This window comes from Mesorhizobium sp. M0751 (assembly GCF_040320265.1).
GTDB lineage: Bacteria > Pseudomonadota > Alphaproteobacteria > Rhizobiales > Rhizobiaceae > Mesorhizobium.
Genome location: NZ_JAMYPH010000005.1, coordinates 343,410 through 366,651, shown reverse-complemented (window position 1 = coordinate 366,651; position 23,242 = coordinate 343,410). Strand labels below are relative to the sequence as shown.

17 protein-coding genes and 3 pseudogenes are annotated in these 23,242 nt (G+C 58.9%); 13 read left to right on the top strand and 7 right to left on the bottom strand.

Annotated elements, in window-relative coordinates; all coding sequences use genetic code 11:
- Positions 1-243: hypothetical protein (locus NKI19_RS11855; RefSeq protein ID WP_352951134.1), on the top strand; the 243-nt coding region annotated here is incomplete at its 5' end.
- Between the two features lie 765 nt (positions 244-1,008).
- Here the strand turns inward: NKI19_RS11855 and NKI19_RS11850 are convergent.
- Complete coding sequence (locus NKI19_RS11850; protein WP_352453923.1) at positions 1,009-2,088, bottom strand: IS630 family transposase; 1,080 nt, start codon at positions 2,086-2,088, stop codon at positions 1,009-1,011.
- Here NKI19_RS11850 and NKI19_RS11845 point away from each other — a divergent pair.
- The 9 genes and pseudogenes from NKI19_RS11845 to NKI19_RS11805 all read left to right on the top strand — a co-directional run bounded on the left by NKI19_RS11845 (position 2,030) and on the right by NKI19_RS11805 (position 11,048).
- Positions 2,030-2,377 carry a dTDP-4-dehydrorhamnose 3,5-epimerase family protein gene (locus NKI19_RS11845; RefSeq protein WP_352565821.1) on the top strand — a complete coding sequence of 116 codons (348 nt, stop codon included), beginning with the start codon at positions 2,030-2,032 and terminating at the stop codon, positions 2,375-2,377. The genes NKI19_RS11850 and NKI19_RS11845 overlap by 59 nt on opposite strands.
- 33 nt (positions 2,378-2,410) lie before the next feature.
- Positions 2,411-3,481, top strand: a complete 1,071-nt coding sequence (gene rfbB / locus NKI19_RS11840) for a dTDP-glucose 4,6-dehydratase (RefSeq protein ID WP_352565823.1) — start codon at positions 2,411-2,413, stop codon at positions 3,479-3,481.
- A 577-nt stretch (positions 3,482-4,058) separates the two neighbouring features.
- Positions 4,059-4,964, top strand: a complete 906-nt coding sequence (gene cysD, locus NKI19_RS11835; protein WP_352565825.1) for a sulfate adenylyltransferase subunit CysD — start codon at positions 4,059-4,061, stop codon at positions 4,962-4,964.
- Between the two features lie 2 nt (positions 4,965-4,966).
- Complete coding sequence (gene cysN / locus NKI19_RS11830; RefSeq protein WP_352565826.1) at positions 4,967-6,904, top strand: sulfate adenylyltransferase subunit CysN; 1,938 nt, start codon at positions 4,967-4,969, stop codon at positions 6,902-6,904.
- Between the two features lie 10 nt (positions 6,905-6,914).
- Positions 6,915-7,703: a 3'(2'),5'-bisphosphate nucleotidase CysQ gene (cysQ, locus tag NKI19_RS11825; RefSeq protein ID WP_352565944.1), complete on the top strand. Its 789-nt coding sequence runs from the start codon at positions 6,915-6,917 to the stop codon at positions 7,701-7,703.
- Between the two features lie 237 nt (positions 7,704-7,940).
- The gene (locus NKI19_RS11820) at positions 7,941-8,189 is read left to right on the top strand and encodes a type II toxin-antitoxin system VapB family antitoxin (protein WP_352565828.1); all 249 of its coding nucleotides are present in this window, start codon (positions 7,941-7,943) and stop codon (positions 8,187-8,189) included.
- Positions 8,189-8,586: pseudogene (locus NKI19_RS11815) on the top strand (type II toxin-antitoxin system VapC family toxin). Before NKI19_RS11820 ends, NKI19_RS11815 begins: the two are co-directional and overlap by 1 nt.
- A gap of 441 nt (positions 8,587-9,027) precedes the next feature.
- On the top strand, positions 9,028-10,224 hold the full coding sequence (locus NKI19_RS11810) for a carboxylate--amine ligase (RefSeq protein ID WP_352565829.1): 1,197 nt from the start codon (positions 9,028-9,030) through the stop codon (positions 10,222-10,224).
- A complete protein-coding gene (locus tag NKI19_RS11805) occupies positions 10,221-11,048 on the top strand; it encodes a metallophosphoesterase family protein (protein ID WP_352565831.1) in 828 nt (275 codons plus the stop codon). The genes NKI19_RS11810 and NKI19_RS11805 overlap by 4 nt, the downstream gene beginning before the upstream one ends.
- A gap of 29 nt (positions 11,049-11,077) precedes the next feature.
- On the opposite strand, the pseudogene NKI19_RS11800 reads toward NKI19_RS11805, so the two are convergent.
- Together NKI19_RS11800 and NKI19_RS11795 are read right to left on the bottom strand one after the other, a co-directional pair.
- A pseudogene (locus NKI19_RS11800) lies at positions 11,078-11,262 on the bottom strand (GDP-mannose 4,6-dehydratase); the annotation flags it as partial.
- A gap of 72 nt (positions 11,263-11,334) precedes the next feature.
- A pseudogene (locus NKI19_RS11795) lies at positions 11,335-12,040 on the bottom strand (IS5 family transposase); the annotation flags it as partial.
- 194 nt (positions 12,041-12,234) lie between these two features.
- Here NKI19_RS11795 and NKI19_RS11790 point away from each other — a divergent pair.
- The 3 genes from NKI19_RS11790 to NKI19_RS11780 all read left to right on the top strand — a co-directional run bounded on the left by NKI19_RS11790 (position 12,235) and on the right by NKI19_RS11780 (position 16,482).
- Entirely contained in the window at positions 12,235-13,263 is a 1,029-nt protein-coding gene (locus tag NKI19_RS11790; RefSeq protein ID WP_352565833.1) for a GNAT family N-acetyltransferase, read from the top strand.
- A 98-nt stretch (positions 13,264-13,361) separates the two neighbouring features.
- Positions 13,362-14,252: a polysaccharide deacetylase family protein gene (locus tag NKI19_RS11785; protein ID WP_352565834.1), complete on the top strand. Its 891-nt coding sequence runs from the start codon at positions 13,362-13,364 to the stop codon at positions 14,250-14,252.
- 520 nt (positions 14,253-14,772) lie between these two features.
- Positions 14,773-16,482: a calcium-binding protein gene (locus tag NKI19_RS11780; protein WP_352493253.1), complete on the top strand. Its 1,710-nt coding sequence runs from the start codon at positions 14,773-14,775 to the stop codon at positions 16,480-16,482.
- Between the two features lie 82 nt (positions 16,483-16,564).
- Here NKI19_RS11780 and NKI19_RS11775 read toward each other — a convergent pair whose 3' ends face one another.
- From NKI19_RS11775 to NKI19_RS11760, 4 genes are read right to left on the bottom strand one after another with little or no spacing between them, the layout of a single operon-like run.
- A complete protein-coding gene (locus NKI19_RS11775) occupies positions 16,565-19,300 on the bottom strand; it encodes a glycosyltransferase (protein WP_352565836.1) in 2,736 nt (911 codons plus the stop codon).
- Positions 19,269-20,447, bottom strand: a complete 1,179-nt coding sequence (locus tag NKI19_RS11770) for a glycosyltransferase (RefSeq protein WP_352493251.1) — start codon at positions 20,445-20,447, stop codon at positions 19,269-19,271. The genes NKI19_RS11775 and NKI19_RS11770 overlap by 32 nt, the downstream gene beginning before the upstream one ends.
- On the bottom strand, positions 20,383-21,546 hold the full coding sequence (locus NKI19_RS11765; protein WP_352493250.1) for a glycosyltransferase family 4 protein: 1,164 nt from the start codon (positions 21,544-21,546) through the stop codon (positions 20,383-20,385). The genes NKI19_RS11770 and NKI19_RS11765 overlap by 65 nt, the downstream gene beginning before the upstream one ends.
- A gap of 41 nt (positions 21,547-21,587) precedes the next feature.
- On the bottom strand, positions 21,588-22,937 hold the full coding sequence (locus NKI19_RS11760; protein WP_352493249.1) for a polysaccharide biosynthesis/export family protein: 1,350 nt from the start codon (positions 22,935-22,937) through the stop codon (positions 21,588-21,590).
- Between the last annotated feature and the right edge of the window lie 305 nt (positions 22,938-23,242).

Sequence of the window (23,242 nt, the reverse complement as noted above, 5' to 3'; positions counted from 1 at the left end):
AGGATCGTCAACGGCCACCCCAACAGCCAGATCGACGATCTCCTGCCTTGGGTCTACATCAACAAGCTCGAGCTCAAGGCCGTGGCCCGAGAACACCGCTTACTGCTGACCGCCGCCTTTCACGTGCCGGTCGAAAACCAGATCTACCTGAAGGCAGAACGGTGTCTATGTTTCCGCCGCAGGCGCATGGGCGCCACACCATTCCAGCCGCAACAACAAACGGGCCTCTTCGACCACGGGTGAGCTCTGACAACGCCAAAGGTCTAGGTCATCGTTTAACGCCGCCCCCACCGCTACCGGGCTTGCCGGGCGTTTCACGACCTTACCCCCCGGCCGGCGCGATCTCCTGGTTGAACGACCTGCTCCCATTCATGATCACATGATCTCATGATCTGCGGCAGAAAGCCGAAAGCGGAAAGGCGACGTGGTTGAAAGAAGTCGGTAGGGATCGCAATTGCATCATTACATCGAGCGCGACCAATCCATAACTCAAGTTCGCGGCATTCGGGGTACGTTGCTGATTTTTTGCGCAGCAGGTCTGCCGTCAAGATAGCCGACCGGTTGCTCCTACCGCTCTTGGCGAGCACTTTCCATTTGATTATTTCGCGCTATCTGAAATGTCGTTCGCCAGTCGGGTAACCAACAAGCCAGAGGCAAGTGATGCAGGATCGAAATTCAGGCGCTAGATGTGCAGGCCAAAAGAGACACGGCACGACGGGGTACCGCCGGGCACTCTTTTACGCTGCGGCGGGAGTCGCGATTGTTCTGATCTGGGGAGCTATCGGCCTTCTCGGGGGATTGTTCGAGGTCTGGTCTTCGCGGCCGTTCTGAATGCTCCGCCGTGGGTCAGGTGTTTTGTCAGCGTTTTGAGCCTCGTCCTCATCTTCCCGCCCGGAACAATGCTCCACCGCGTGCTTGGGAACAAGCTGTAGGCGGGTTGGCGGCAACGTGCATGATGTGGAGGTGACCGATCGCGCAGCCGAAGACATTCGAGAGACGGGTAGCACTCTAGTGGATTGAATCCAACGTCTGGTGCCCTCGGCTTGCGGCTGCGATGATTTTGTCGGGGTCGGCTTTCCAGCGGAAGGGTTTGGGGTCGGTGTTGTGGTCGGCGAGGTATCGGTTGATGGCGGCCTGCAGATCGACGACGCCGACGAAGGCGCCGCGTCTGAGGCGTCGCTTGGTCAGCGCGGCGAAGAACCCCTCCACCGCGTTCAGCCATGAGGCGCTGGTCGGCGTGAAGTGGAAGGTGACGCGGGGATGACGGGAAAGCCAGGCGATCACCTTCGGGTGTTTGTGGGCTGCATAATTGTCGAGGATGACGTGGACGGCTTTCTTCGCCGGCACGGCTTTTTCGATGGCGTTGAGGAAGCGGATGAATTCCTGATGGCGATGGCGCTGCATGCACCGGCCGATCACCTTGCCCTCCAGCACGTCGAGAGCTGCAAAGAGGGTAGTGGTTCCGTGCCGCTTGTAATCGTGGGTCATGGTGCCGGCGCGGCCTTTCTTCATGGGCAATCCCGGCTGGGTGCGATCCAGCGCCTGGATTTGGCTCTTCTCGTCGATCGACAGGACCACGGCATGGGCCGGCGGGTCGACGTAGAGTCCAACGATGTCGCGCACCTTCGCCGCAAACTGCGGGTCGTTGGAGAGCTTGAAGGTTCGGATGCGGTGCGGCTGAAGCCCGTGCGAGCGCCAGACGCGCTGGACGTAGGAAAGGCTCACGCCTGCGGCCTTCGCCATCGCGCGGCCGGTCCAATGGGTCGTCTCGCCCGGCGGTTCGGCCAGCGTCAGGGCGACGATCCGTCCGGCCACTTCCGGCCCAAAGGGCTTGACGCGCGAGGGCCGGGTCTTGTCGCGCAGAAGGCCATCGACGCCTTCCTCGCAAAACCGCTCCTGCCAACGCCAGACCGCCGTCTTGCTCATCGCCGTGTTCTGCATGATCGCCATCGTGCCGAGCCCATCCGCTGTGGCCAGCACGATCCTGGCGCGCCAGACGTGCTTCTGAGGGCTGTTGCGGTCCGCAACAATGGCTTCCAGCCGGTCACGGTCCGCGGCGGTCACTGTGACAACGATCCCGGTGCGCATCCTCAAGACTCGCACGCAAAACCGCCGACGGGAATCCACATTCGGACTCGACCGTCACATTCATTCCACTAGATTGTCCTCAAAAGGCAATCAAATCCCCGTGCCGAAAGGCTTTGCGCACGGTTTTTCACGTTCCTGCCGGACACCGAGGTATTCTACAAGGTCCCGAGACCTATTCTCCAAGCATGATCGATCAATCCTCTTCAGTGATCCTGCAATGGCCATCGGATGGCGACCGATGGCTGACGGATTCCAGCTCTGCCCGGAACGAGGCGCCATCACTCGCTAAGCGGAGGAGAGGGGCAATGCATAAGGGGGCAGCATGAACTTTCTGGTAACCGGAGGGGCCGGCTTCATTGGCTCGGCGGTCTGCCGTCATTTGTGTAGCAATCCAGACTACCGTGTAACCAATTTGGATAAGCTCACCTACGCAGGAAACCTCACTTCACTGCGTCCAATAGAGAACGCCCACAATTATAGATTCGAGCACGCGGACGTTTGTGATGCGAGGGCAGTTCTAGAGGTTCTAAATCGCGACGAGATTGACATCATCATTCATCTGGCCGCCGAAAGCCACGTCGACCGGTCGATCGACAAGCCCGCTGCCTTCATAGAGACCAATATCGTTGGAACCTACCGTATGCTGAATTCGGCGCTGGAATATTGGCGCAGCCTTCCCAGCGAGAGAAAGAGCCGCTTCCGCTTCCAGCACGTTTCGACCGACGAGGTGTTCGGGGATTTGCCTTTCGACGACAGTGTTTTTACTGAACAGACGCCATACGCGCCATCCTCGCCGTATTCGGCTTCAAAGGCCGCATCCGATCATTTGGTGCGGGCGTGGCATAGAACTTACCGCCTGCCGGTCGTGCTTTCCAACTGCTCCAATAATTACGGTCCTTGCCAGTTTCCCGAAAAGCTGATCCCGCTCGTCATTTTGAACGCTCTCGAAGAGAAGCCACTGCCGGTGTACGGCGCCGGCAGTAACGTGCGCGACTGGCTCTTCGTCGAAGATCACGCCAGCGCCTTGGCTCTAATCGCTATCCGAGGTGTAGTCGGCGAGAGCTACAATGTCGGCGGCGGCTCGGAACGCAGCAACACGGAGGTGGTCGAGGCAATCTGCAATATTCTGGACGACCGACGGCCGCGTTCGGGGTCTCGGCGGTATCGCGACCTCATCGCATTTGTCGCGGATCGCCCTGGCCACGACCGCCGTTATGCCATCGACGCCTCCAAGGTACGGCTCGATCTGGGCTGGGCGCCGCGCGAGACATTTGCCAGCGGCCTCGCCAAAACGATCGACTGGTATATCCAGAATGAATGGTGGTGGGGGCCGATCCGCCGCGATCACTATACAGGCGAGCGGCTTGGCGAGGCGCGCATGGGCATTATGTGATGCTTGTCGTCACCACTCGAGGCCAGGTCGGTAATAGCTCGGTCGAGCGTGTCTACTTGCCCTAGCTTCGAGAGGTAACTGTAGTCGGCCTGACTCGGCCCGATCCTGCGAACCCCGAATCATAACTCCCGCGCTCGCGGCTACTCGATCTGCTCGCTTCAGCCGTGGGCTGCACCCCGTCGATCAGGCCAAGACGAACCCGACCTTGGCTCCGAGATCAAATGGCGCGCTGGCAGCCAAGGTTTCGATGACGCAAGGCGGTTAGCCAATGGGCCAATGGGATGCATCATGACAAGAGGCGGCTGCCTTTCCACAACCTAGGCGATATTTTCCCGCACCTCCCAAGCGCGATCGGTCGCTGAGCAGAAATTTCCCGATTTTGCCTGCAGCATGGAAAATTCATTCCCGAACCATTCGGCCGCAGGCTTGTCTTGCATTGTTCTGGGCAGGAACGATCTGCTAGAACGCCCCACGAGAATAGATTGTCCAGAAGTGCAGTTTATCGGGTGGCTGAAGGTCGCCTTCGTTGCCGACACAGGCACTTCCGTCGTTGAGTACGAAAGAACGCTCGCAGTCCATGAACATCGCGCTTACGCACCTTCAGCGGCTCGAGGCCGAATCCATCCATATTTTTCGCGAGGTGGCCGCGGCTTTTGCCAAGCCGGTCATGCTCTATTCGGTCGGCAAGGATTCGTCCGTGCTCATGCACCTGGCGATGAAGGCATTCTATCCGGCCAAGCCGCCCTTTCCCTTTCTCCATGTCGACACGACCTGGAAATTCCGCGAGATGATCGCCTTTCGCGACCAGATGCAGCAAAAGCTCGGCTTCGACCTCCTGGTCCATGTCAATGAAGACGGCGTGCGTGACAACATCAATCCGTTCGACCACGGCTCCAACACCCACACACATGTGATGAAGACGGTGGCGCTGCGGCAGGCGCTCGACAAATACGGGTTTGACGCTGCGTTCGGCGGCGCCAGACGCGACGAGGAGAAGTCGCGGGCCAAAGAGCGCATCTTCTCGTTCCGCAATGCCCAGCATGTCTGGGATCCGAAGAACCAGCGGCCGGAGATGTGGAAGATTTTCAACACCCGCATCGCTGCCGGTGAATCGATCAGGGTGTTCCCGTTGTCGAACTGGACCGAACTCGACATCTGGCAGTACATTCTTCAGGAAGACATCCCGATCGTGCCGCTGTATCTGGCCAAGGAGCGTCCGGTCGTCGAGCGCGATGGCATGCTTATCCTGAGGGATGACGAGCGCATGCAACTGCGGCCCGGCGAAACAGTGGAGAACCGGATGGTTCGGTTCCGCACGCTCGGCTGCTATCCGCTGACGGGCGCGATCGACTCGGACGCCGACACTCTGGAGAAGATAGTCGGCGAAATGCTCACGGCGCGCACGTCCGAGCGGCAAGGTCGCCTGATCGACCGCGACGAAGCCGGCTCGATGGAAAAGAAGAAGCGCGAGGGGTATTTCTGAGTATGCGCCACATCATGGCCAAGAGCCTCGCCCCGACCGACGGCGTCCGCGACTATCTGGCGGCACAGGAACGAAAGTCGCTGCTGCGCTTCCTGACCTGCGGCTCGGTCGACGACGGCAAGTCGACGCTCATCGGGCGCCTGCTTTCCGACACCAAGCAGATTTTCGAGGACCAACTGGCCACGCTCGAGCGCGATTCGCGCAAGCACGGCACCACCGGCGATGACGTCGACTTCGCGCTGCTGGTCGACGGCCTCGAGGCCGAGCGCGAGCAAGGCATTACCATCGATGTCGCCTATCGCTTCTTCGCCACGCCAAAGCGCAAGTTCATCGTCGCCGACACGCCCGGCCACGAACAATACACGCGTAACATGGCGACGGGTGCATCGACCGCGGATCTCGCCATCGTGCTGATCGATGCCCGCCAGGGCGTACTGCGCCAGACCAGGCGACATTCGATCATCGCCTCGCTGCTTGGCATCCGCCACATCGTGCTCGCCGTCAACAAGATCGATCTTGTCGGCTTCGACGAGGCGGTCTTTAGCCGGATCGTCGCGGACTACGCGCAGTTCTCACGTGAGCTCGGCTTCCAGACGATCGTCCCCATTCCGATGTCGGCCCGTTATGGCGACAACGTTACCGGCCGTTCCGATAGGACGGACTGGTATTCCGGCCCGACGCTGATTGAACATCTCGAAACCGTCTCGGTCGACGAGGCCGCGGTCGAATTGCCGTTCCGGTTTCCCGTCCAATATGTGAACCGTCCCAACCTCGATTTTCGCGGTTTCGCCGGCACCATCGCCTCCGGCTCGGTTGCGCCGGGCGACGAGGTGGTCGTCGCCAAATCCGGCAAATCCTCCCGTGTCAGGCGCATCGTCTCGCATGGCGGAGACCTTCAGCAGGCTGTTGCCGGCCAGGCCATCACCCTTGTCCTCGACGACGAAGTCGAGGTCTCACGCGGCAATATGCTGGTATCGCCGGCAGCGCGGCCGCAGGTCGCCGACCAGTTCGCCGCCAACATCGTCTGGTTCGACGAACATGCATTGCTGCCCGGCCGCTCCTACATCCTGCGCACCGAGACCGACCAGACCAGCGCCACCGTCACCGACCTGAAATACCGCGTCAACGTCAACGACTTCGCCCATGAGGCGGCCAAGTCGCTTGAAATGAACGAAGTCGGCATCTGCAACATCTCGACGCGCTCGCCGATCGCCTTCGATCCGTTTGCCGAAAATCGCACCACCGGCGCCTTCATCCTGATCGACCGCATCACCAATGCCACCGTCGGCGCCGGCATGATCCAGCATTCGCTGCGCCGCGCCGAAAACATCCACTGGCAGTCGCTCGATGTCGGCAAGCGCGCGCGTGCCGACATGAAAAACCAGCGGCCGGCGGTGTTCTGGTTCACCGGGCTTTCGGGCTCGGGCAAGTCGACTATCGCCAATCTGTTCGAAAAGAAGCTGTTCGCCACCGGCCGCCATACCTACATTCTGGATGGCGACAACGTCCGACACGGCCTCAACCGCGATCTCGGCTTCACCGACGCCGATCGTGTAGAAAATATTCGCCGCGTCGCCGAAGTGGCGGGCCTGATGGCCGACGCCGGGCTGATCGTCATCGTGTCATTCATTTCGCCGTTCAGCGCCGAGCGGCGCATGGCGCGCGAACTGATGGCCGACGGCGAATTCGTCGAGGTGTTTGTCGACACCCCCTTCGAGGAATGCGCCAGGCGCGATCCGAAGGGTCTTTATGCGCGGGCGTTGAACGGCGAGATCAAGAATTTCACCGGCGTCGATTCCCCGTATGAGGTGCCGGAAAAGCCCGAAATCCATCTCAAGACCCTCGGCAGATCGGCCGAGGAGATGGTGGACGCCCTTGAACACTGGCTGAACGAGCGGGACATTGCCGAAGACCAATATGAAAGCGGCGGCGGTATCTGACGACGAAGCGATGCTCGCCGTCTTCGAGCACCTTGCCTTGGCGGCAGGGCGCGAGGTGATGCGCGTCTTTCGTGCCGGCTGTGCGGTCGACAGCAAGTTGGATAGTTCGCCGGTGACTGAGGCGGATCGCGAGAGCGAGAAGATCATCCTTGCCGGGCTGCGTGCCGCATTTCCCCAGATTCCATGCGTGGCCGAGGAAGAAGCTTCGGCCGGCATCATGGCGCCGGATCTCGGCGCCGCCTTTTTCCTGATCGATCCGCTCGACGGTACCAAGGAGTTCGTCAACCGCAAGACCGATTTCACTGTCAACATCGCGCTGGTTCGCCATGGTGTGCCGGAGATCGGCGTTGTTTTCGCGCCTTGCACCGGCCGCTTCTTTTCCGGCCGGCCGGGCAAAGCGGAAGCGATTGAGATCAATGACGACTATGAGATCGTCAATCGCCAGCCGATTTCGGCAAGGGCCGGTATGGTGCCGCTGACCGTCGTTGCCAGCCGCTCCCACAACACGCCCGAAACCGACGCCTATATCCGCTCGCTAGGCGCTGCCGAGATCGTCTCGGTCGGCTCCTCGCTGAAATTCTGCCTCGTCGCCGGCGCCGAGGCCGACGTCTATCCGCGTTTCGGACGCACCATGGAATGGGATACTGCTGCGGGGGACTCGGTGCTACGCGCCGCCGGCGGCATGACGCGCACGCTGGATGGTGAGCCGCTCGCCTATGGCAAGCGCAACCAGAGTGACGACGAGGATTTCGCCAACCCGCATTTTATTGCAAGCGGCAAGGCTGCTGGATCTGGCTAGAGGATGGTTGCGCAGTTCCAAACCCGCACGAAAGTGCAGGTGTAGCAGTGACTTATGGAAGCGACCTCAGACACTGCTCGAGGTCTGTAAAACATAAGATACGATCCTCATACAGCCTGCAGTTGCGCGTGGCACGGCCGATTCGCGTCGTGGCCGGTTGATGCTGGGTGGCATTCACTCGGTGTCCAAATTCCTATAAACCGATACACTTGAACGGCTATACGAGCGAGTGATGGAATGATGGCGTTCCGCACCAAGAATCCCGAGACCGACGCGCTGGCCCCCCGGGTTGCCGCGCTTAAGAGGACTGGTCTGACAGAGGCCGGCCATGCCGCGCTCAAGCATGAGCTTGAGCGCGAACAGGCTAGAGCGTCCCTGGTGGAGATCGGCGTCAGGTTCTGCCGGGATCTGCGAGCCCAGGGCAAGCCTGATCGAGGCAGACCCGCGAACAAGGCGTTTCGCGACAGCCTGTACGAGAATGACTGATGTTCATCGACGCCCTGACGGCGCTGATGACAAACGAGGATGATGCGTGCGCGAACTCCTAGCACGCATGCAGCAGACCAGAAAGCGGCTAACCTGGCCACTTGCGGTATGGGAGGCTGCAATCGCGGTCGCGAGAGTCTTGGACTTGGCATCAGCGAGGCGGCGGAGGCCGTGGAAAGCTATCTCTCGTTGATGGAGATTGACAGATTGACATGGTCGCGGTGCCGCCGAACACGGCTCGACTCGCGCTTGACGCTTTCGACCGCTTCGGCAAGGGCCGGCACCCGGCGGCTGAACTTTGGTGACTGCTTCGCCTATGCTTGTGCCCGACATTTTGACCCAGCCATTAATGTTCAAAGGCGCCGACTTTCCGCAGACCGACATCGAGGCTGCGTGAGTGCCACTGTTTCACTGTTTCGCGACGCAGGGCGCAAGCGTCGCTTACCGGCTTGTCGGGCTCCCAATCAGTGCGACGGTCTAGCCGGCTGTCACGGAACAAAAGTAGGTTGCCCGTTCCACGGTCGACGTTGGCCATGCAGCGTTGGAGTGCTGGCCGCGGGGCTCCGGACCAGGGGTGCTGATCCGACGCGTGTCGCACCCAGCGAAGGCGGTCGGTCGTTTTTCCAGGGGCCTCGACAACAGCACAAGTTGTGGCCAAAGCGACGATGGAGGTCAGCTTTTGTCCAGGAAAGACTACCAGCACGTACCACCCCGATTGTACCGTTACCAAATGTGCTTCACGGGTGTACACTGTCCTGAGGGTTCGGCGGGTCGTAGCTGCGCAAACGGGATTGGAATGCATCGCGCTCGCGTTCCGTAATAGACAGGAGGAGCTCCTGTGAATCACACGTCGGTCGTCGGCCCGATGGCTTGCGTCATGGGCGATATGAACTTGGTCCGGCCTCTCGGACTTGCCGGCGTTTCTTGCGCGGTTGTGGTGCCGCCTGGCAACCCGGCCACCTATTCGCGGTTCGTCCGGGCGGTCCTCCCCTGGGAGAGCTTCTCAAAGAACCTGGACGGTTTGGCGGATATGTTGCTGCGCTTCGGCACTGTACAGCAGGAGCGCCCCGTCCTGTTCTTCGAAGAGGATTCCCATCTGCTGTTCGTGTCGCGATACCGCGAGCGGCTGGGGCAGGCCTTCCGTTTCATCCTGCCCGAAGTGCCGCTGGTGGAAGACCTCGTCGATAAGGCCCGTTTCCAAATCTTGGCCGAACGCCTGAGCCTTCCCGTTCCGGCATCGCGAAGGATTCGCCCACGTCCAGGCTCGATGCCCGTTTCCCTTGATCTGCGCTTTCCGGTCGTCATCAAGCCCCTCAGACGCCGATCACCTTGGGACCAGATCGCAGGTAATCACAAGGCGATCGAGGTCGCCACAGAGAAGGCATTCCGAGAGCTGTGGCCCCGTTTGGCCAACAACGAGATGGACCTTCTCGTCCAGGAGATGATACCGGGGCCGGAAAGCCGCATCGAAAGCTATCATGTCTATGTTGATCATCGGGGCGAAATTGCCGGCGAATTTACGGGGCGGAAAATCCGAACTTATCCGGCGTCATGTGGTCACAGCACAGCCTTGGAGACTACGGATGCGGCGGATGTCGCATCACTCGGCCGTACGCTGGTTCAGAAGCTGGATCTACGAGGCGTCGCCAAGTTCGATTTTAAACGGGATCCAGATGGTGCGCTTCACCTTCTGGAGGTTAATCCGCGCTTCAATCTTTGGCATGTCTTGGGTGCACGCGCAGGTGTCAACATACCAGCGCTGGTCTATGCGGATCTAACTGGCCAACCCCGCCCGCGTCCTGCAAAAGCCCATCCGGGTGTCCGATGGTGCACGCTCCCCAGCGATTTGATTGCTGCCCGCTCCACCGGGGTATCCCTGCGGTCGTGGTTGCCCTGGGTTATCCGCTGCGAGACGATTTCGCATATGAACTGGGATGATCCGGTCCTGCTGCGAACTGTGTGGCATCGGGGCATCTCGAACGCTAGCAAACGACTTTCTCATCTTGTGCAATCCGCAACGCGGAGGGCAGCATGAGGTTGGCGATCATCTCTGATGTTCACTCCAATCTCGAGGCACTCCAGGCGACTCTCGACGACATCTCTACGCAAGGGGCGGACCGTATCATATGCCTTGGCGATATCGTCGGCTACAATACAGACCCGGCAGAGTGCATAGCCCTGCTACAAAAATACGGAGTTGCATGCGTAGCTGGAAATCACGACAGGGCTGTCTGCGAACAGATCACCACCGACGATTTCGGTTTTGTCGGCGCTCGCGCGATCCTGTGGACACGCCGGCGGCTCTGCTCTGAAGCTGTATCATTTCTTGCCGGGCTGCCTCTTAAGGCCGAGATTAGCGACGAGTTGATTGCGGTTCATGGCGCGCTGCACCCGGAGAAAGGTTGTGAAACCGTTCGATTAGACGATGACGAACGGCGCCGACAAAGCTTCGAGGCACTCATGAATCACCCCTCTGGCATCCGGATCTGTGCCTTCGGACACACACACCGCCTTGGCGTCTTCGAATGGCAGGACTCCGTGCCACGACAACTTCCCGGCGACGAGATCAGCCTCAAGGAGGGTGCCTTCTACCTTGTCAATCCGGGATCCGTCGGGGAATCGCGAACCTCAGATCCACGCGCCACCTATTTAGTTCTCGATACCGCACGCCAAGCCATCGAGGTGAAGCGCGTGTCGTATGACTGGTCTGTTTCATTGGCAAAAAAGCGGCGAGCGGGTCTGATGCCCCCCTTGGCTACTCTCCCCAAGCCGCTCCGGGCAGCGCTGAGACGATATCTTGTTGTTCTCGGCCTCTATGACGTCGTAAGGCGAAAGTGGCAGGTAAGCAGCCTCAAATAGGATAGTGCATCCTTCTACGTTACGAAGATGAACGGTCGCAGGATGACAACAGGAAGCCCGAACGAACGGGCGAACCCTTCCGCCGTTTCATCCGCGCCGATCTTCGAAGCTGAATAGGAAGATCGTCCCTGCAAACGTTCGATTCACCGATCGGCATCGCGATCGCCGTCCCATGCACCTCACCTCCGCTGGTCGAGGTAACGACCACTCGCTCCACAGCCTTAGGAGCCTGACTCGAAACTCGGATCACGCATGACCGGAGCTCCCATCCGGCGCAGCATGGCAGCATGAGGCGGATCGACGCTATAAAGATCCACGCCTCGGCGCGGGCGATGGTGACCTCGAAATCCTTGGCGAGCCGGCGACAGCGTCCCAGTCAGGCGAAAGTCCGCTCGACGACCCATCGTCGAGGCAGGGCCTCGAAGCCTTTGGCGGCGTCCGAACGGTTGATGATTTCGAGGGTCCACGTGCCGAGATCGGTCAGAGCGTTCGTGAGTTTTTCTCCGGCATAGCCGCCGTCGGCGAACAGATGGCGCAACCACGGGTAAAGCTGCCGGATCGCGGTGATGACGCCGACTGCCCCATCCCTGTCCTGGATGTCGGCCGTATGCACCGTCACTCAACCAGATGGCCCTCGGTGTCGGTGATGATGTGGCGCTTGCGGCCTTTGAGCCTTTGACCTTCTTGCCGGCGTCGTAGCCACGCCAAACGGCAACGTCCGTGGTCTTGGCCGATTGGCTGTCAATGACGCCGGCGCTGGGGTTCGCCTCGCGACCGAGGGCGATGCGAGCCGCCGCCACCAGGTGGAAGTTGATGGTCTTCCACAGCCCATCGTCCTGCCAGGCATAGAAATAGCGCTGAACCTCGAAACCGGCGGGAACCGCTCAGGCAATGCCCCCACTGGCAGCCGTCCAGGCGATATAGAGAGCGCGTCCACACGCCCGCAATGCGGTCGTCCGCGGTCGTCCCGTCGCCTTCGCTCCCGGCAGGAACGCTCTGCCCCGCGCGGCAATATTGCCAGCGGGTGGCCTCCGTCAAACCCATGTTTGGACCTCGCTCAAGTCTAGACAACTCAAGCGAATCACGACGGACGGCGCCACTCAACCAGTTCCCGCACAAACCAGAATTTCGAGTCAGGCTGCTAGACCTATGGTATCATGTAACTGGAGGTATGGGGATCTGCGGGATGAAGCTGGAACGGGAGGTCTATACCGGCGTAAATTGGCCGCTCCTCGATTCTTTCAGCGACCGAACTTTTTCGCAGCGAAAGGCATGGATTGATTTCGTTTGCGAGACCCAGGCCGGGGATCCGGTTGTGGCTCGAATTGAAGACGCGGGCGTGACCGTTGGATTTTTTGTAGGTGTCATCGTCCGGCGGATGGGTTTCCAAATACTAGGAAGTCCATTCCCAGGCTGGACGACCCCGTATATGGGATTCAATCTGCGGCACGACGTGTCCAGAGCCGATGCAGTCGACGCGCTCATCGGCTACGCATTCTCTGACCTGGGCTGCCATCATCTGGAAATGTCAGATCCTTATCTGACCGCGGAGCACTTCCGAGATGTCAGAGTCAAGGCGCAGCTCGTCCGTACCTTTCGATCAAACCTTCTGATGACAGAGGACGAACTTTTCGCCCGCATGGACGGAGCGTGCAGGCGCTGCATCAGGAAAGCTGCCAAGTCCGGAGTCGTTATCGAGGAAGCCGCCCCGGATGGGTTTGCGGGAGAGTACTTCACTCAGTTGCAAGACGTCTTCGCCAAGCAGAACATGCGGCCAACATATGGCATGAATCGAGTGGAAGCTCTTATCAGACACATCTATCCAACCGGCGATTTACTTCTCTTACGCGCGCGCGATCCAGACGGGCGGAGCATTGCCACAGGTATATTCCCTGGATTTAATGATATTTCCTATTTCTGGGGAAACGCCAGCCTTCGTGAGCACCAGAACGTACGGCCCAATGAGGTGATGCACTGGTATGCGATGAAGTACTGGAAGCGTCGAGGTGTACATTGGCACTATTGGGGCGGCGGCGGTGCTTACAAGGAGAAATATGGTGGTGATACAGTAATGTACCAGAAGTTTAGAGCATCCAGGAGCGTTGTAGTATCTATGCTTCGAGATGCCGGGAGAATGTTGTACGACGCGCCGCGTGGCTGGAAACGCCGGATCTTTAATTTGAGATCACGAGCCGATCCTTCGATCGCGCGATGACACGGGTTTCATGACATGATCTAGTAGTGGCCGACGCGTTCGAGGACGAAGTGATGTCTTGAATGGAAAAGCTATACTGGCCAGATGGAAAGTCCTTCGTGTTCACGGTGTTTGACGACACGGACCTTGCAGTTCCTGGCAATTTTGAGAAGGTTTATGACTGCCTGCGCGACTATGGCCTTCTTACGACGAAGTCTGTTTGGCCAATTCGCGGATCCCAGAACTCCAAGATGGGCGGAGCTACCTGTGAGGATCCGGCTTATCTGGCGTATATCCGTGAACTTCGCCGCGATGGATTTGAGATAGGCTTTCACGGCGCGACCTACCATAGCTCAGAGCGAACCAATATCGCGCATGGCCTTGAATACTTCCGCGAGTTGTTTGGCGGCTACCCTCGAACCATGGCTAATCATGCCAGCTCCGCTGAGAATATCTATTGGGGAGATGCTCGGCTGAGCGGGATCAGGAGGCAAGCATATAAGCTTCTTCTGAAAAGACAAAGCTTCTACGGTCATTGCGAAGAAAGTCCTTACTTTTGGGGAGATCTCTGCCGCGATCGTATAGATTACGTACGCAATTTCATTACCGGGGATATAAATACGATGAGGACCTATCCTCTCATGCCATATTACGATCCCGAGAGGCCCTTTGTGAAACAATGGTTCTCATCATCTGAGGGGCCGAACGTCGATTCGTTTATTCGTACCATTTCGGAAGCAAACCAGGATCGCCTGGAAGCTGAGGGCGGTGCCTGCATCATGTATACGCATTTCGCTGCCGGTTTTCAGGATACGGACGGAAATCTCAATTGGCGGTTCAGGGAACTCATAAGGCGCCTCGCCTCGAAGAATGGCTGGTTCGTACCGGTAGCGACGTTCCTCGATTATGTTCGGCAGCAGCGTGGCGAGAACGTCATAGACTCTAGAGAACGAGCAAGGATGGAGCGCCAGTGGATCAAGCACAAGATCCAGACTGGCGGAGTATCGTAGCGGACCTCTCAGAGAGCGCTCCATGCGGTTGCGGGGAGCGTATCTGGGCTTGTCGACGGGGCGCTGAATCTTCCGTTTCGACTTTGTCGAGATTACTGCTTCGACGCCGCATCGTTTGAGATCATCACGGATGGCACCGCCGTCGTCGCTCTGTCGGCCAGCATTCGGCCGAGAGCAGGCCTCCTGCATCAGTTCCTCGCACTGCCATGTCCGAGGCTTGGCCGGGACGTCAGGCAGGAGCCGATGGCGAGGCCCTGCGCACGCGATCCGGTTCGCGTTGCTGGAATTCGGGCTGTCGGCTGGGGCCTGGCAGCCGCTCGAGCTGTCCTCCCATGGGGATGACGCGCCTCTTCGACTTTCTGTGGAATTTTGGGTGCGGACAAAGTCTTGTCGCATTAGGCGTCCAATCAGCCCTCGCACTCTCGAAGAATCGAATCAATAACTAACCGCCTTTGAGGGAATTTACAACTAAACTATAGGTTGTATTAACTAAGGCAATAAACCTACAAGGAGAGACAGAATGGCGTCTTACTACGTGTCCCCCAATGGATCAGACAATAATGCTGGTCTGTTGGATACACCATTCGCATCGCTTCAGCATGCGCACGATATCGCAAAGCCCGGCGATACGATCTATATGCGCGGAGGTGTCTATGAACTCACATCTGAAGTGCGGCTCACGCATGACGGCACGAGTGGCAATCCGATCACGGTGACAAACTACCAGAATGAGGTACCCATCCTGGACGGATCCTCAATGAGCGGCGGCTATGTCGTCGACATGGAAAGTGCGTCGTGGAACCACATTAAGGGTCTTGAGATCAGGAATGGGCCTGAAGGTGGTCTCATGATCGAGGGTCAATCGAATTCCAACACGATCGAGCAGTTGAACGTCCATCACAACGGATGGAATTCCGAGTGGGAGGGAAAGGGCATTGTGTTGTTCGGCGCAAGCTCGAACAACCTGCTTCTGAACAACGACTCACACCATAACCAGGATCTGCATCGCGACAACGCGGACGGCTTTCAAGTCTCCACCACAGGCACGGGTAACGTGCTGAGGGGCAATCGAGCGTGGGCCAACTCGGACGATGGCTACGATTTTTTCAACGTGCATGACAACACCCATGCTGCCCCCCTTGTCATCGAGGGCAACTGGGCGTTCGACAATGGCTACGCCAATGATGGCAGCGTGGCTGGTGATGGAAATGGCTTCAAGCTGGGCGGCGCTCGCGCGGGTACGAGCAGCACCTCCGGTGGCCATATCGTGACCGACAACGTTGCGTGGGGGAACCATGCGAACGGTTTTGACGAGAATTCCGCCTCCAACCCAATAACGCTCCAGAACAATACCGCGTACGATAACGGCCTATATAATTATGGATTTTGGGAACAGGAGCATACCTTCCGCAACAATCTTTCGGCCGGAATCGGAAGAGTGGCGGCGTCCGGATCGAGCCAAGACAATTCTTGGACCTTACCTGTAAAGGTGGACTCCAGCGATTTTGTGTCGTTGAACGACAGCACGGCGCTGGGGCATCGTGCAGCCGACGGCTCACTCCCGACCACGGAATTCCTTCATCTCGCGAACGGGAGTGACCTTGTCGACAAAGGAATCGACCTTGGCCACGACTATGTGGGATCCGCGCCAGATCTGGGCGCCTTCGAGCAGCCTGCGCTGTCTGGGGGGGTGGTCCCATCTCAGCCCGAGCCTGTGCCTGGTCCCGTATCTGGGCCCGTGTCTGGAAGTTCATCCGGGCTTGGTCAGGTTCCCATCGGCCTACCCGACTACGGCTCTTACAAGGAGATCGACGGCAATGGTGGCGCAAACAAGATCGTCGGAACCGCGGCTGCCGAGATGATCGATGGCAAATCCGGTAACGATCACTTATTCGGCGGGGACGGCAATGATATCCTTGAGGGGGGCGATGGGGCTGACCAATTGACGGGGGGGCACGGCAACGACTTCCTTGCCGGCGGCAAGGATGCCGATGTCTTTGTCTTCCATGAAGCCAACTGGGGTACGGATGTGATAATGGACTGGCAGGCAGGGATCGATAGAATCGACCTGCACGGAACTGGTCTGCATTTTAACGACCTGGAGTTTGTCACCGCCGACATTGATGGGGATGGCGCCAAGGACGACGTATTCGCAGCCAGCGACCATGGCAACATCGGCTTCCTAGACATGCATTTATCGCAGATCCATTCTTCCTTTTTCTTAGTGTGACAGATTTGCCAGCGCGGACTACGTTCGCGCTGGCTTCCTTGTCCAATGCAGGACACACTGCGTTGCGTAAGCGTGTCGTGCCTCAATCGGCGGGCGCGCGGGTACTCGATCCAGCTTCTCGAAGCAGTTTGACTTCATCGCCGGTCAAATGCGCATGGCAGCCAGCTCCCGGACCACCAAGGCCCGACAGAATGGATCCAAGTTGCCGCCTGCTAGCCTCCAACGCTTCCGGGTTTTGCGTCCAGCTCCTCCATGAGGCCCCAACAGTTCGCGCGATCTCCGCACCGATTTCGCCGCAGCCCTTTCGCTTGAGGATCTCGATGAATTCGTAGTCCTCGACTCCGTCGCGCAGCCATTTGAGCCTCATTGAGGGTACGACGCCCTCCACCCCGACGGGCTGCCCCGGGTAAAGAAGCATTCCCTCGCCCGGATAATCATTACCTCCCGTCCGATAGGTCTGCACGTCGTTCCAAGGATCGTTTGTCCAAAGGTCGACGCGCCAATACAACAACCCGGTCAACGTGAGGCTCTGATTGATGAATCCGGGCTGGATACGAAAGTTGATCGGCGAAAAATCTATCTCCCATTTGGGAGAATATTCGTCTTGAACGAGCGCGTTGTATGACCAAACCGCATCACCCTTTGCCAGAACCTGAGCAATCCGCTCCGGTGCGCTGTCATACATTTTGGGAAGAAGCACCCAGATATCGATCGCAGAACGCCCGCTTCCAGTGCCATCGTCAAAAAGCTCAGGGGCAGGCGTCATGGTAACCAGATTGTCGATACCTGCCTCATGCAGGACGCGTGCCCAGGCTTTCATAGTCCCATAGAGGCTTTTGCAGCGGTCGATTTCGTCGGCTGTGTAGTTGAAGAGATGGAGGGCGGGATGCTGTTGAGCTGCCGCCTCTTGCACCTCTTCGAGCGATGGCGGCGGCTTCATCGCGCATTGAGCCATGCTGGCATCGCTCCACAGGCCGAGATTGGTGGATTTTAGTCCGAACCTATCAACGAAGGAGGCTTGGTTCTGAACACGCACGTCACGCGGCATTAGCTTGTGCTTCAATAACTCCGCCTGGGCCTGCGGAGTATTCGCATCCCAGATAAGGAAAGCAGAGTTCAACGACGGGGTAAGCGGGAGTGTGAAGTCCCACACATGAAGCACGACTTCGCCGACAGCATTGCCCTGATCACTTGACACCCTCACGGTGCCGCCATAGCGGCCGGGTGGCGTGCCGGGTGGAACGGATATGTCGATCCAGATAGGCTGGTTAGCGCGCGAAGGGACGGAAAAGCGGGTTGCAGGTCGGGAATGGCCCTGTGCCGCTAAAGTGATTCCCTCGGCATCCAGCGGTATCAGCCCATCAGCGTACCATCCCGGGCCAAGCGGTCGGTTCGACCCTTTCAGGTCGGGACTGGATCGCGCCACATGGACGTAGTGTTCGCGGTAAAGCGTCACAGTCTTCGCAGCGATACGGGCTCGGTCGCCTTTGCTGACCAGATCTTGGACCTGAATCGTCACGTTGGTGAGGGCGGCGCCCGGCGCACGGATTCCAACCTGGAACGACTCGGTTTCACCACGAGCTGCATAAAGCTCGATCTTCAGCCGATCGCCGGGGGCAGCGTCTTGGCTGATTCGTTCCAAACTAGGCACGAGCCATATGACCGGTTCTCCCTGCCCAGCACCCGAAGGCAGCAGGAAGTAGAAGATGCTCAGCCCGAGCAAGAGGGCCAGCGCGGGGTGAAGCCAACGCCAGCTACCGGCTTTTCGAAAGCCGTGCAAGGCGAGTCCGCAAAGGGAACCGCATCCATAGCTCAAGTGCACCGCCGCCAGCACCGCCGGGAAGAGGAGCAGATGCATGCCCGGCGCTGTGTAAGCGGCCTGCAAGGTAGCGCACAGCAACCCAACTTCGTAAAGTAACAGTATGCCTGCTGCGGGGAGCAGCGCGAGCGGCCAAAATAAAGAAACCGCAAACGGAATTGACAGGCTTGCTACCAGTGCGAGCGGAGCGAGATGTCGGAGCCGCAACGCGCGCCAATTCTCGACCCACGCGAGGGCGCCGCCAAATCCGTTGCCAAAATATTGCTTGCAAAGTGCGGACAGGGTTTCCCGGGGCTGATAGAAAGCTCGGATGTCCGGAGAGAGATAGAGACCATAGCCGAGCCGACGTATACGTTCGTTAAAGTCGTTATCCTCAGCACGCCAAAGATCTTCTCGCAGTGGGCCGACTTGGTCAACGATGTACTTCCAATAGCAGCCATTCCAGACCGTGTCGGTCCATCCTGACGCGTTTTCTCTGCGAAATTTGGCAACTCCGATCCCAAAGGGACTTCTATGTGCCGCCACGATTGCACGACCAACCAGCGATTGCGAAGGCAATGGACGCGCGATTGCTCCCACCCCTCCCGCACCTGTGGCGAGCAGCCCTGAGACGCTTTGCCGGACGACGTCGGGTTCATAGTGGGCATGGGCGTCAAGACGCAGGAAGACGTCCGTCCGCATGCGAGGAACCGCCAGATTGATGGCAGCCGCAGGGCCACGCCCCGAACTCTCGATGACGCGCGCTCGTGGGTCGCGCCGCTGCATCTGTTGCAGCATCTGTAGCGTTCCGTCGGTTGACCCTCCGTCAACGAACCAGATTTCGGCAATCGCGGGATAATCCTGACTGAAAAGGTTGGAAGCGAGTGCACTAAGATGTGCGATCTCGTTGCAGACCGGGATAACGATGCCAACGGTCGGCTGCTCAGGGATGCGCGCTCCTGGATAGTCGGCGAGCGCTGACCGGTATTCAGGCGATCTTTTTTGAGAAGACTTCGGCATGAAGAGCTCCAATCATCCGTTCGCGATTGGCTTCCATGGTGTTGTCGACCATCAGCGCGCGCCCATTGCTGCGCAAGCGCTCCCGTAATTCGGGGCGGCATACCACTTGCTCGATCGCAGCTGCCAGCGCAGTGACGTTGCCTGGCGGAACAAGCATGGCTGTTTCATTGTCTTTCAGGAAAAGCGGAATTCCTCCCACGGCCGTCGCGATCGTGGGTAGACCAATGCACAGCGACTCATTGATGACCTGCGGAAAGCCCTCCGTGAAGGATGGGAGCACGAGCGCTCCGGCTTGCTGGTAAAATTCGAACAAAGCCGGCCCGTAAGGCACGAAACCGCGGAATGTGACGTTGTCACGTAGGCCGAGAGCGGTTGATCGAGCCTTGAGCTCCGCCTCAAGCGGTCCTGTTCCAACGATATCGAGGTGGCACGACACCCCGCGCTGCTTGAGGTGCGCTAGTGCTTCGAGAAGCACGTGATGTCCCTTTTCGGGAGCCAGCCGGCCAACGCAGATCAAACGCCTTGGATTAGGCCCGGAACACATTTCTGCAAAGGTCCTGAGCTGCGCGTCCCTCATCAGACAGGGCATATGGTCGTGCACACGGTTGCTGAAGCGGCCGTACTCCCGAGCAAGGTCTCGGCCTACAGCGAACACTGTTCGGTTACGCGCAAGCCGCTTGAAATGCCAATCAAGTGCTTTTGCGGCCGCCATGGCAGCGAGGCGTTTCAAACCCCGATGGGTGCCCATCTGCTGGATCAGGTTCTGGCGAACCACGAGGCTCACCGGCACACCGAGGGAAATGCACTGCATCGCGATCATCTGCCCGATCGGATTTGGACCGCCAATCAGGATCGCATCCCAACTCCGCGCCTGCTCGGAAATTCGGCGACGTATCTCCAGGAACGTACTCGGGCTGAGGCGCCACAGCTGATACAAGTTCGGATAGTAGGGGAGCGAGCATAGCGTGACCCCCGGTTGGTCGAGCACATAGGGCCCGCGCCCGGCTTGCCTTGCCTCGCGCCCGATGAAGATGATCTCGTCGACGGACTCGATGAAGCTAGCCGGAAAAAGGATGTAAGGCTCATCCGTCGAAAGAGTGTCGCCGTCGCGCCAGAAAACCTGATCGACGAAGATGGCGAGTCGCATGGCCAATCCCTTCTCTTGTGTCGGCGTCGTTCCCCGCCGCGCATAACGTCCAGAGTTGGCCAGTCACCGATTTCGGCTGGAACTTCTGCTCGATCCAGGCGCGCGCAAGGGTGCCGATCTCGCGCCGCATGCCGGGGTCCGTTCCGAGGCGAAGAACATGGCGCGATAGCTCGTCCGGTTCGGGTTCGGCTATGATCCCGGTCACGCCGTTCTGGATGAGGTCGGCGACGCCGTTCACTCGCGTGGCTATGCAGGGCACCCCCGAGGCCATGGCCTCCAGCACAACATTGGACATGCCTTCATAGTCGGAAGACAGCAGGAAAATGTCCGCGGCGCACATGAGTTCTCGGGCATCAGGCACGCTGCCGAGAAAACGGACTCTATCGTCAAGTCCGAGACGCGCCACTTGGTTCCTCAACTCGCCGAGGCAACCGAGGTCTTGTCCCGCAATCGCGGCCTGCACCCTGCGGTGCCGACCTACTCGTGCGATCGTATCGATAAACCGGTCGAAGCGCTTCTGCGGCGCTAGTCGGCCTACCCCAAGCACCAACACTGCGTCGTCGCGCAGATCAAGCCGCCGACGCCACTCGGCACGCCACTTGGCTATCTGATCAGAGGGGAAAATCTCGACCACGTTGGGCACATAGACGACAGACCTTTTTGAGCCCAGGCGGTGCGCGAGCTGCTCCTGGGTCTCGCGGGAATTGCAAACCGCGACAGAGATGCCGGCCACGCTCACCCAAGACCATAAGCCGCGCCATTCTGTCGGCAGATCAGCAAACAAGGTGTTGCGGAATGATCCGATGCGTCGGATGCCCAGCCCGGTCAAGGCGAGCGCGAACACATTGGTATAGGACGACCAGGAAAAGAAGCATCGTGTTTTGCGGGCGACGCATGCCGCACGCAATTGCCGCATCTTATCCAGGCGGCGGCCCTTCAACAGCACCACAGGAATACCGAGCTTGCGTATCGGAGCTTCCCAGAACCCGAGCTCGCCCGACACATAGACGGTGGGTGCCCAGCGGGTAAAATCACAGTGGGCGAGAAAATGATAGAGTTGCCGCTCTGTTCCGCCTTGCCCGAGCTGTCCGACGACCACGGCGATCGCCTCCGCTCGCCTCGAACCGCGTGCCGCGCCCATTAGTCAAACTCGCTTTTGGAGGCGTCCTTTTCACTTGGGGTGTGCCGGTCTTGTTTTGGGTGCGTCTGGACTGCAGCGGATTGTTCGGCAGGCTGGCGGCTTTGCGGCGCCTTATCTAGTTCCCTGATCGCCGCTGCGGGACCCGGCATCTGGTTGGAAGGGAGCAAGACTTTGACGATGTCGCCGGGCAACAGCTCGGTATGCTCGTCTGCCGGGACGCGGAGCCAATCCTGATCGACTTTGCGCATGATCGTGATCACGGGCGCCGCAGCCGTTCCGAGCATTTCAGAGGGCGAAGTCGTCCCGCCAGGGCGAAGCTTCTCACTGGCGGCCCTCAATCGTAACTCCGCACCGGCCAGTCTCTCGCTCGTCTCTCTAATGTCTTGAAGGAGTCCGATCCGACGCGAGTTTGCAGTCTTGTTGAGAGTCTGCGCTGAGGCCTCCCGTCCTCGCTGGATTTCCATCTTGTTCACAATTGTCTGAAGCTGGCGCGTGGAAGACAGCAGCACCGCGCGGCGTGCCTCCGACACGCGCGTAGCTTGCACGTTGCCGGCCTCGAACAGCGCGGTAAGCTTTTCAAGCTCTTGTGCATCAGCCTGTGCTCCGCTTTGTTCCTTCTCTTCCTGTTGAGCGAGAATTGCGATCTGCCCGTCCGCTTGCTTCATCGCGGCACGAATTGAGGCGATTTCCTGATGGTAGCTTTCTTGTGAGGTTTTCAGCAAATTCAGTTCAGACTGAATGAGGTTTGCCAGATTGGCAGCGGGAATCAGCTGGGTTGCCGGAATATTCTCTTCGAAGCTATCTGCATCGTTCAGTTCGGCTTGCAGCCGTGACAGGTGCACGGTCTCTCTGACATATTCCAACGCGTGAAGATTGTAATCCTCGCGCAAGTCCACCAATTGGTTAGGATCAGCCGTGGCATGGCTTCCCCGTATGGTGCTGTAGCCCCCCGAAAGGGCAACGGCCTGTCCAACCGCCATAAGAGGCCGGAACGCATACTGGCCTGGCGTCAAGACGTCGCCATCGACGTAGATAGGTCGGTATTCGGCAACGCTTGCCGCGATATCAGTAGGGAGAACCAGAACGCTATATTCGCGGCCCTCGGGAGTCCTTTCCCGGAACAGTCGTGTCGGCAGGGCGGCTGCGATTTTGTTCCGCATTTCTGCGGCCGTCAAACCTGCGATTTCGATAGTCCCAAGCGTCGGCAGAGATATCGTTCCATCGAAGTCGATGGGGACACGGTGATGCCACTCCGGCAATCCTTCGATCGTGACCTCTATCGCGTCCCCTGGCGCAAGTTTGTATTCCGTTGCGGCTGCATTGGTCACGAGAGTGAACAGGAGTGGCATCCAGCCGACGCTTAGCATTTGGCGCCATAGGCCTAACCTTGCTGTCTTCATGACGTCCCCGACGCGTTTGCTCGTGAACCGGTTGGCTCGGCCCGGCGGAGCCTGGATTGATCCTGAAGATCTCGATCCCACTCCTCAAAGTCTCATTCTTTTGTGCCTGCCGACACCATCTGAACGCATGAAGACGCACCTCCGCGGGCTCCTTAGGAATTGAATACCGGTTTCCTCCAGACGGCGCGGCATCGGAGGCCAAGCATGCCATCCACATTTCTGAAGTTGTCCTGACGAAATAGAAGGCCGCAAGT

What these genes read in the sequence shown, in the direction of transcription:
- cysD (WP_352565825.1), top strand. Translation starts at nt 4,059, where the DNA reads ATGAACATCGCGCTTACGCACCTTCAGCGGCTCGAGGCCGAATCCATC.
- NKI19_RS11850 (WP_352453923.1), bottom strand. Translation starts at nt 2,088, where the DNA reads ATGCGCACCGGGATCGTTGTCACAGTGACCGCCGCGGACCGTGACCGG.
- cysN (WP_352565826.1), top strand. Translation starts at nt 4,967, where the DNA reads ATGCGCCACATCATGGCCAAGAGCCTCGCCCCGACCGACGGCGTCCGC.
- rfbB (WP_352565823.1), top strand. Translation starts at nt 2,411, where the DNA reads ATGAACTTTCTGGTAACCGGAGGGGCCGGCTTCATTGGCTCGGCGGTC.
- NKI19_RS11770 (WP_352493251.1), bottom strand. Translation starts at nt 20,447, where the DNA reads ATGCGACTCGCCATCTTCGTCGATCAGGTTTTCTGGCGCGACGGCGAC.
- NKI19_RS11790 (WP_352565833.1), top strand. Translation starts at nt 12,235, where the DNA reads ATGAAGCTGGAACGGGAGGTCTATACCGGCGTAAATTGGCCGCTCCTC.
- NKI19_RS11760 (WP_352493249.1), bottom strand. Translation starts at nt 22,937, where the DNA reads ATGCCACTCCTGTTCACTCTCGTGACCAATGCAGCCGCAACGGAATAC.
- NKI19_RS11805 (WP_352565831.1), top strand. Translation starts at nt 10,221, where the DNA reads ATGAGGTTGGCGATCATCTCTGATGTTCACTCCAATCTCGAGGCACTC.
- cysQ (WP_352565944.1), top strand. Translation starts at nt 6,915, where the DNA reads ATGCTCGCCGTCTTCGAGCACCTTGCCTTGGCGGCAGGGCGCGAGGTG.
- NKI19_RS11845 (WP_352565821.1), top strand. Translation starts at nt 2,030, where the DNA reads ATGGCTTCCAGCCGGTCACGGTCCGCGGCGGTCACTGTGACAACGATC.
- NKI19_RS11775 (WP_352565836.1), bottom strand. Translation starts at nt 19,300, where the DNA reads ATGCCGAAGTCTTCTCAAAAAAGATCGCCTGAATACCGGTCAGCGCTC.
- NKI19_RS11820 (WP_352565828.1), top strand. Translation starts at nt 7,941, where the DNA reads ATGATGGCGTTCCGCACCAAGAATCCCGAGACCGACGCGCTGGCCCCC.
- NKI19_RS11780 (WP_352493253.1), top strand. Translation starts at nt 14,773, where the DNA reads ATGGCGTCTTACTACGTGTCCCCCAATGGATCAGACAATAATGCTGGT.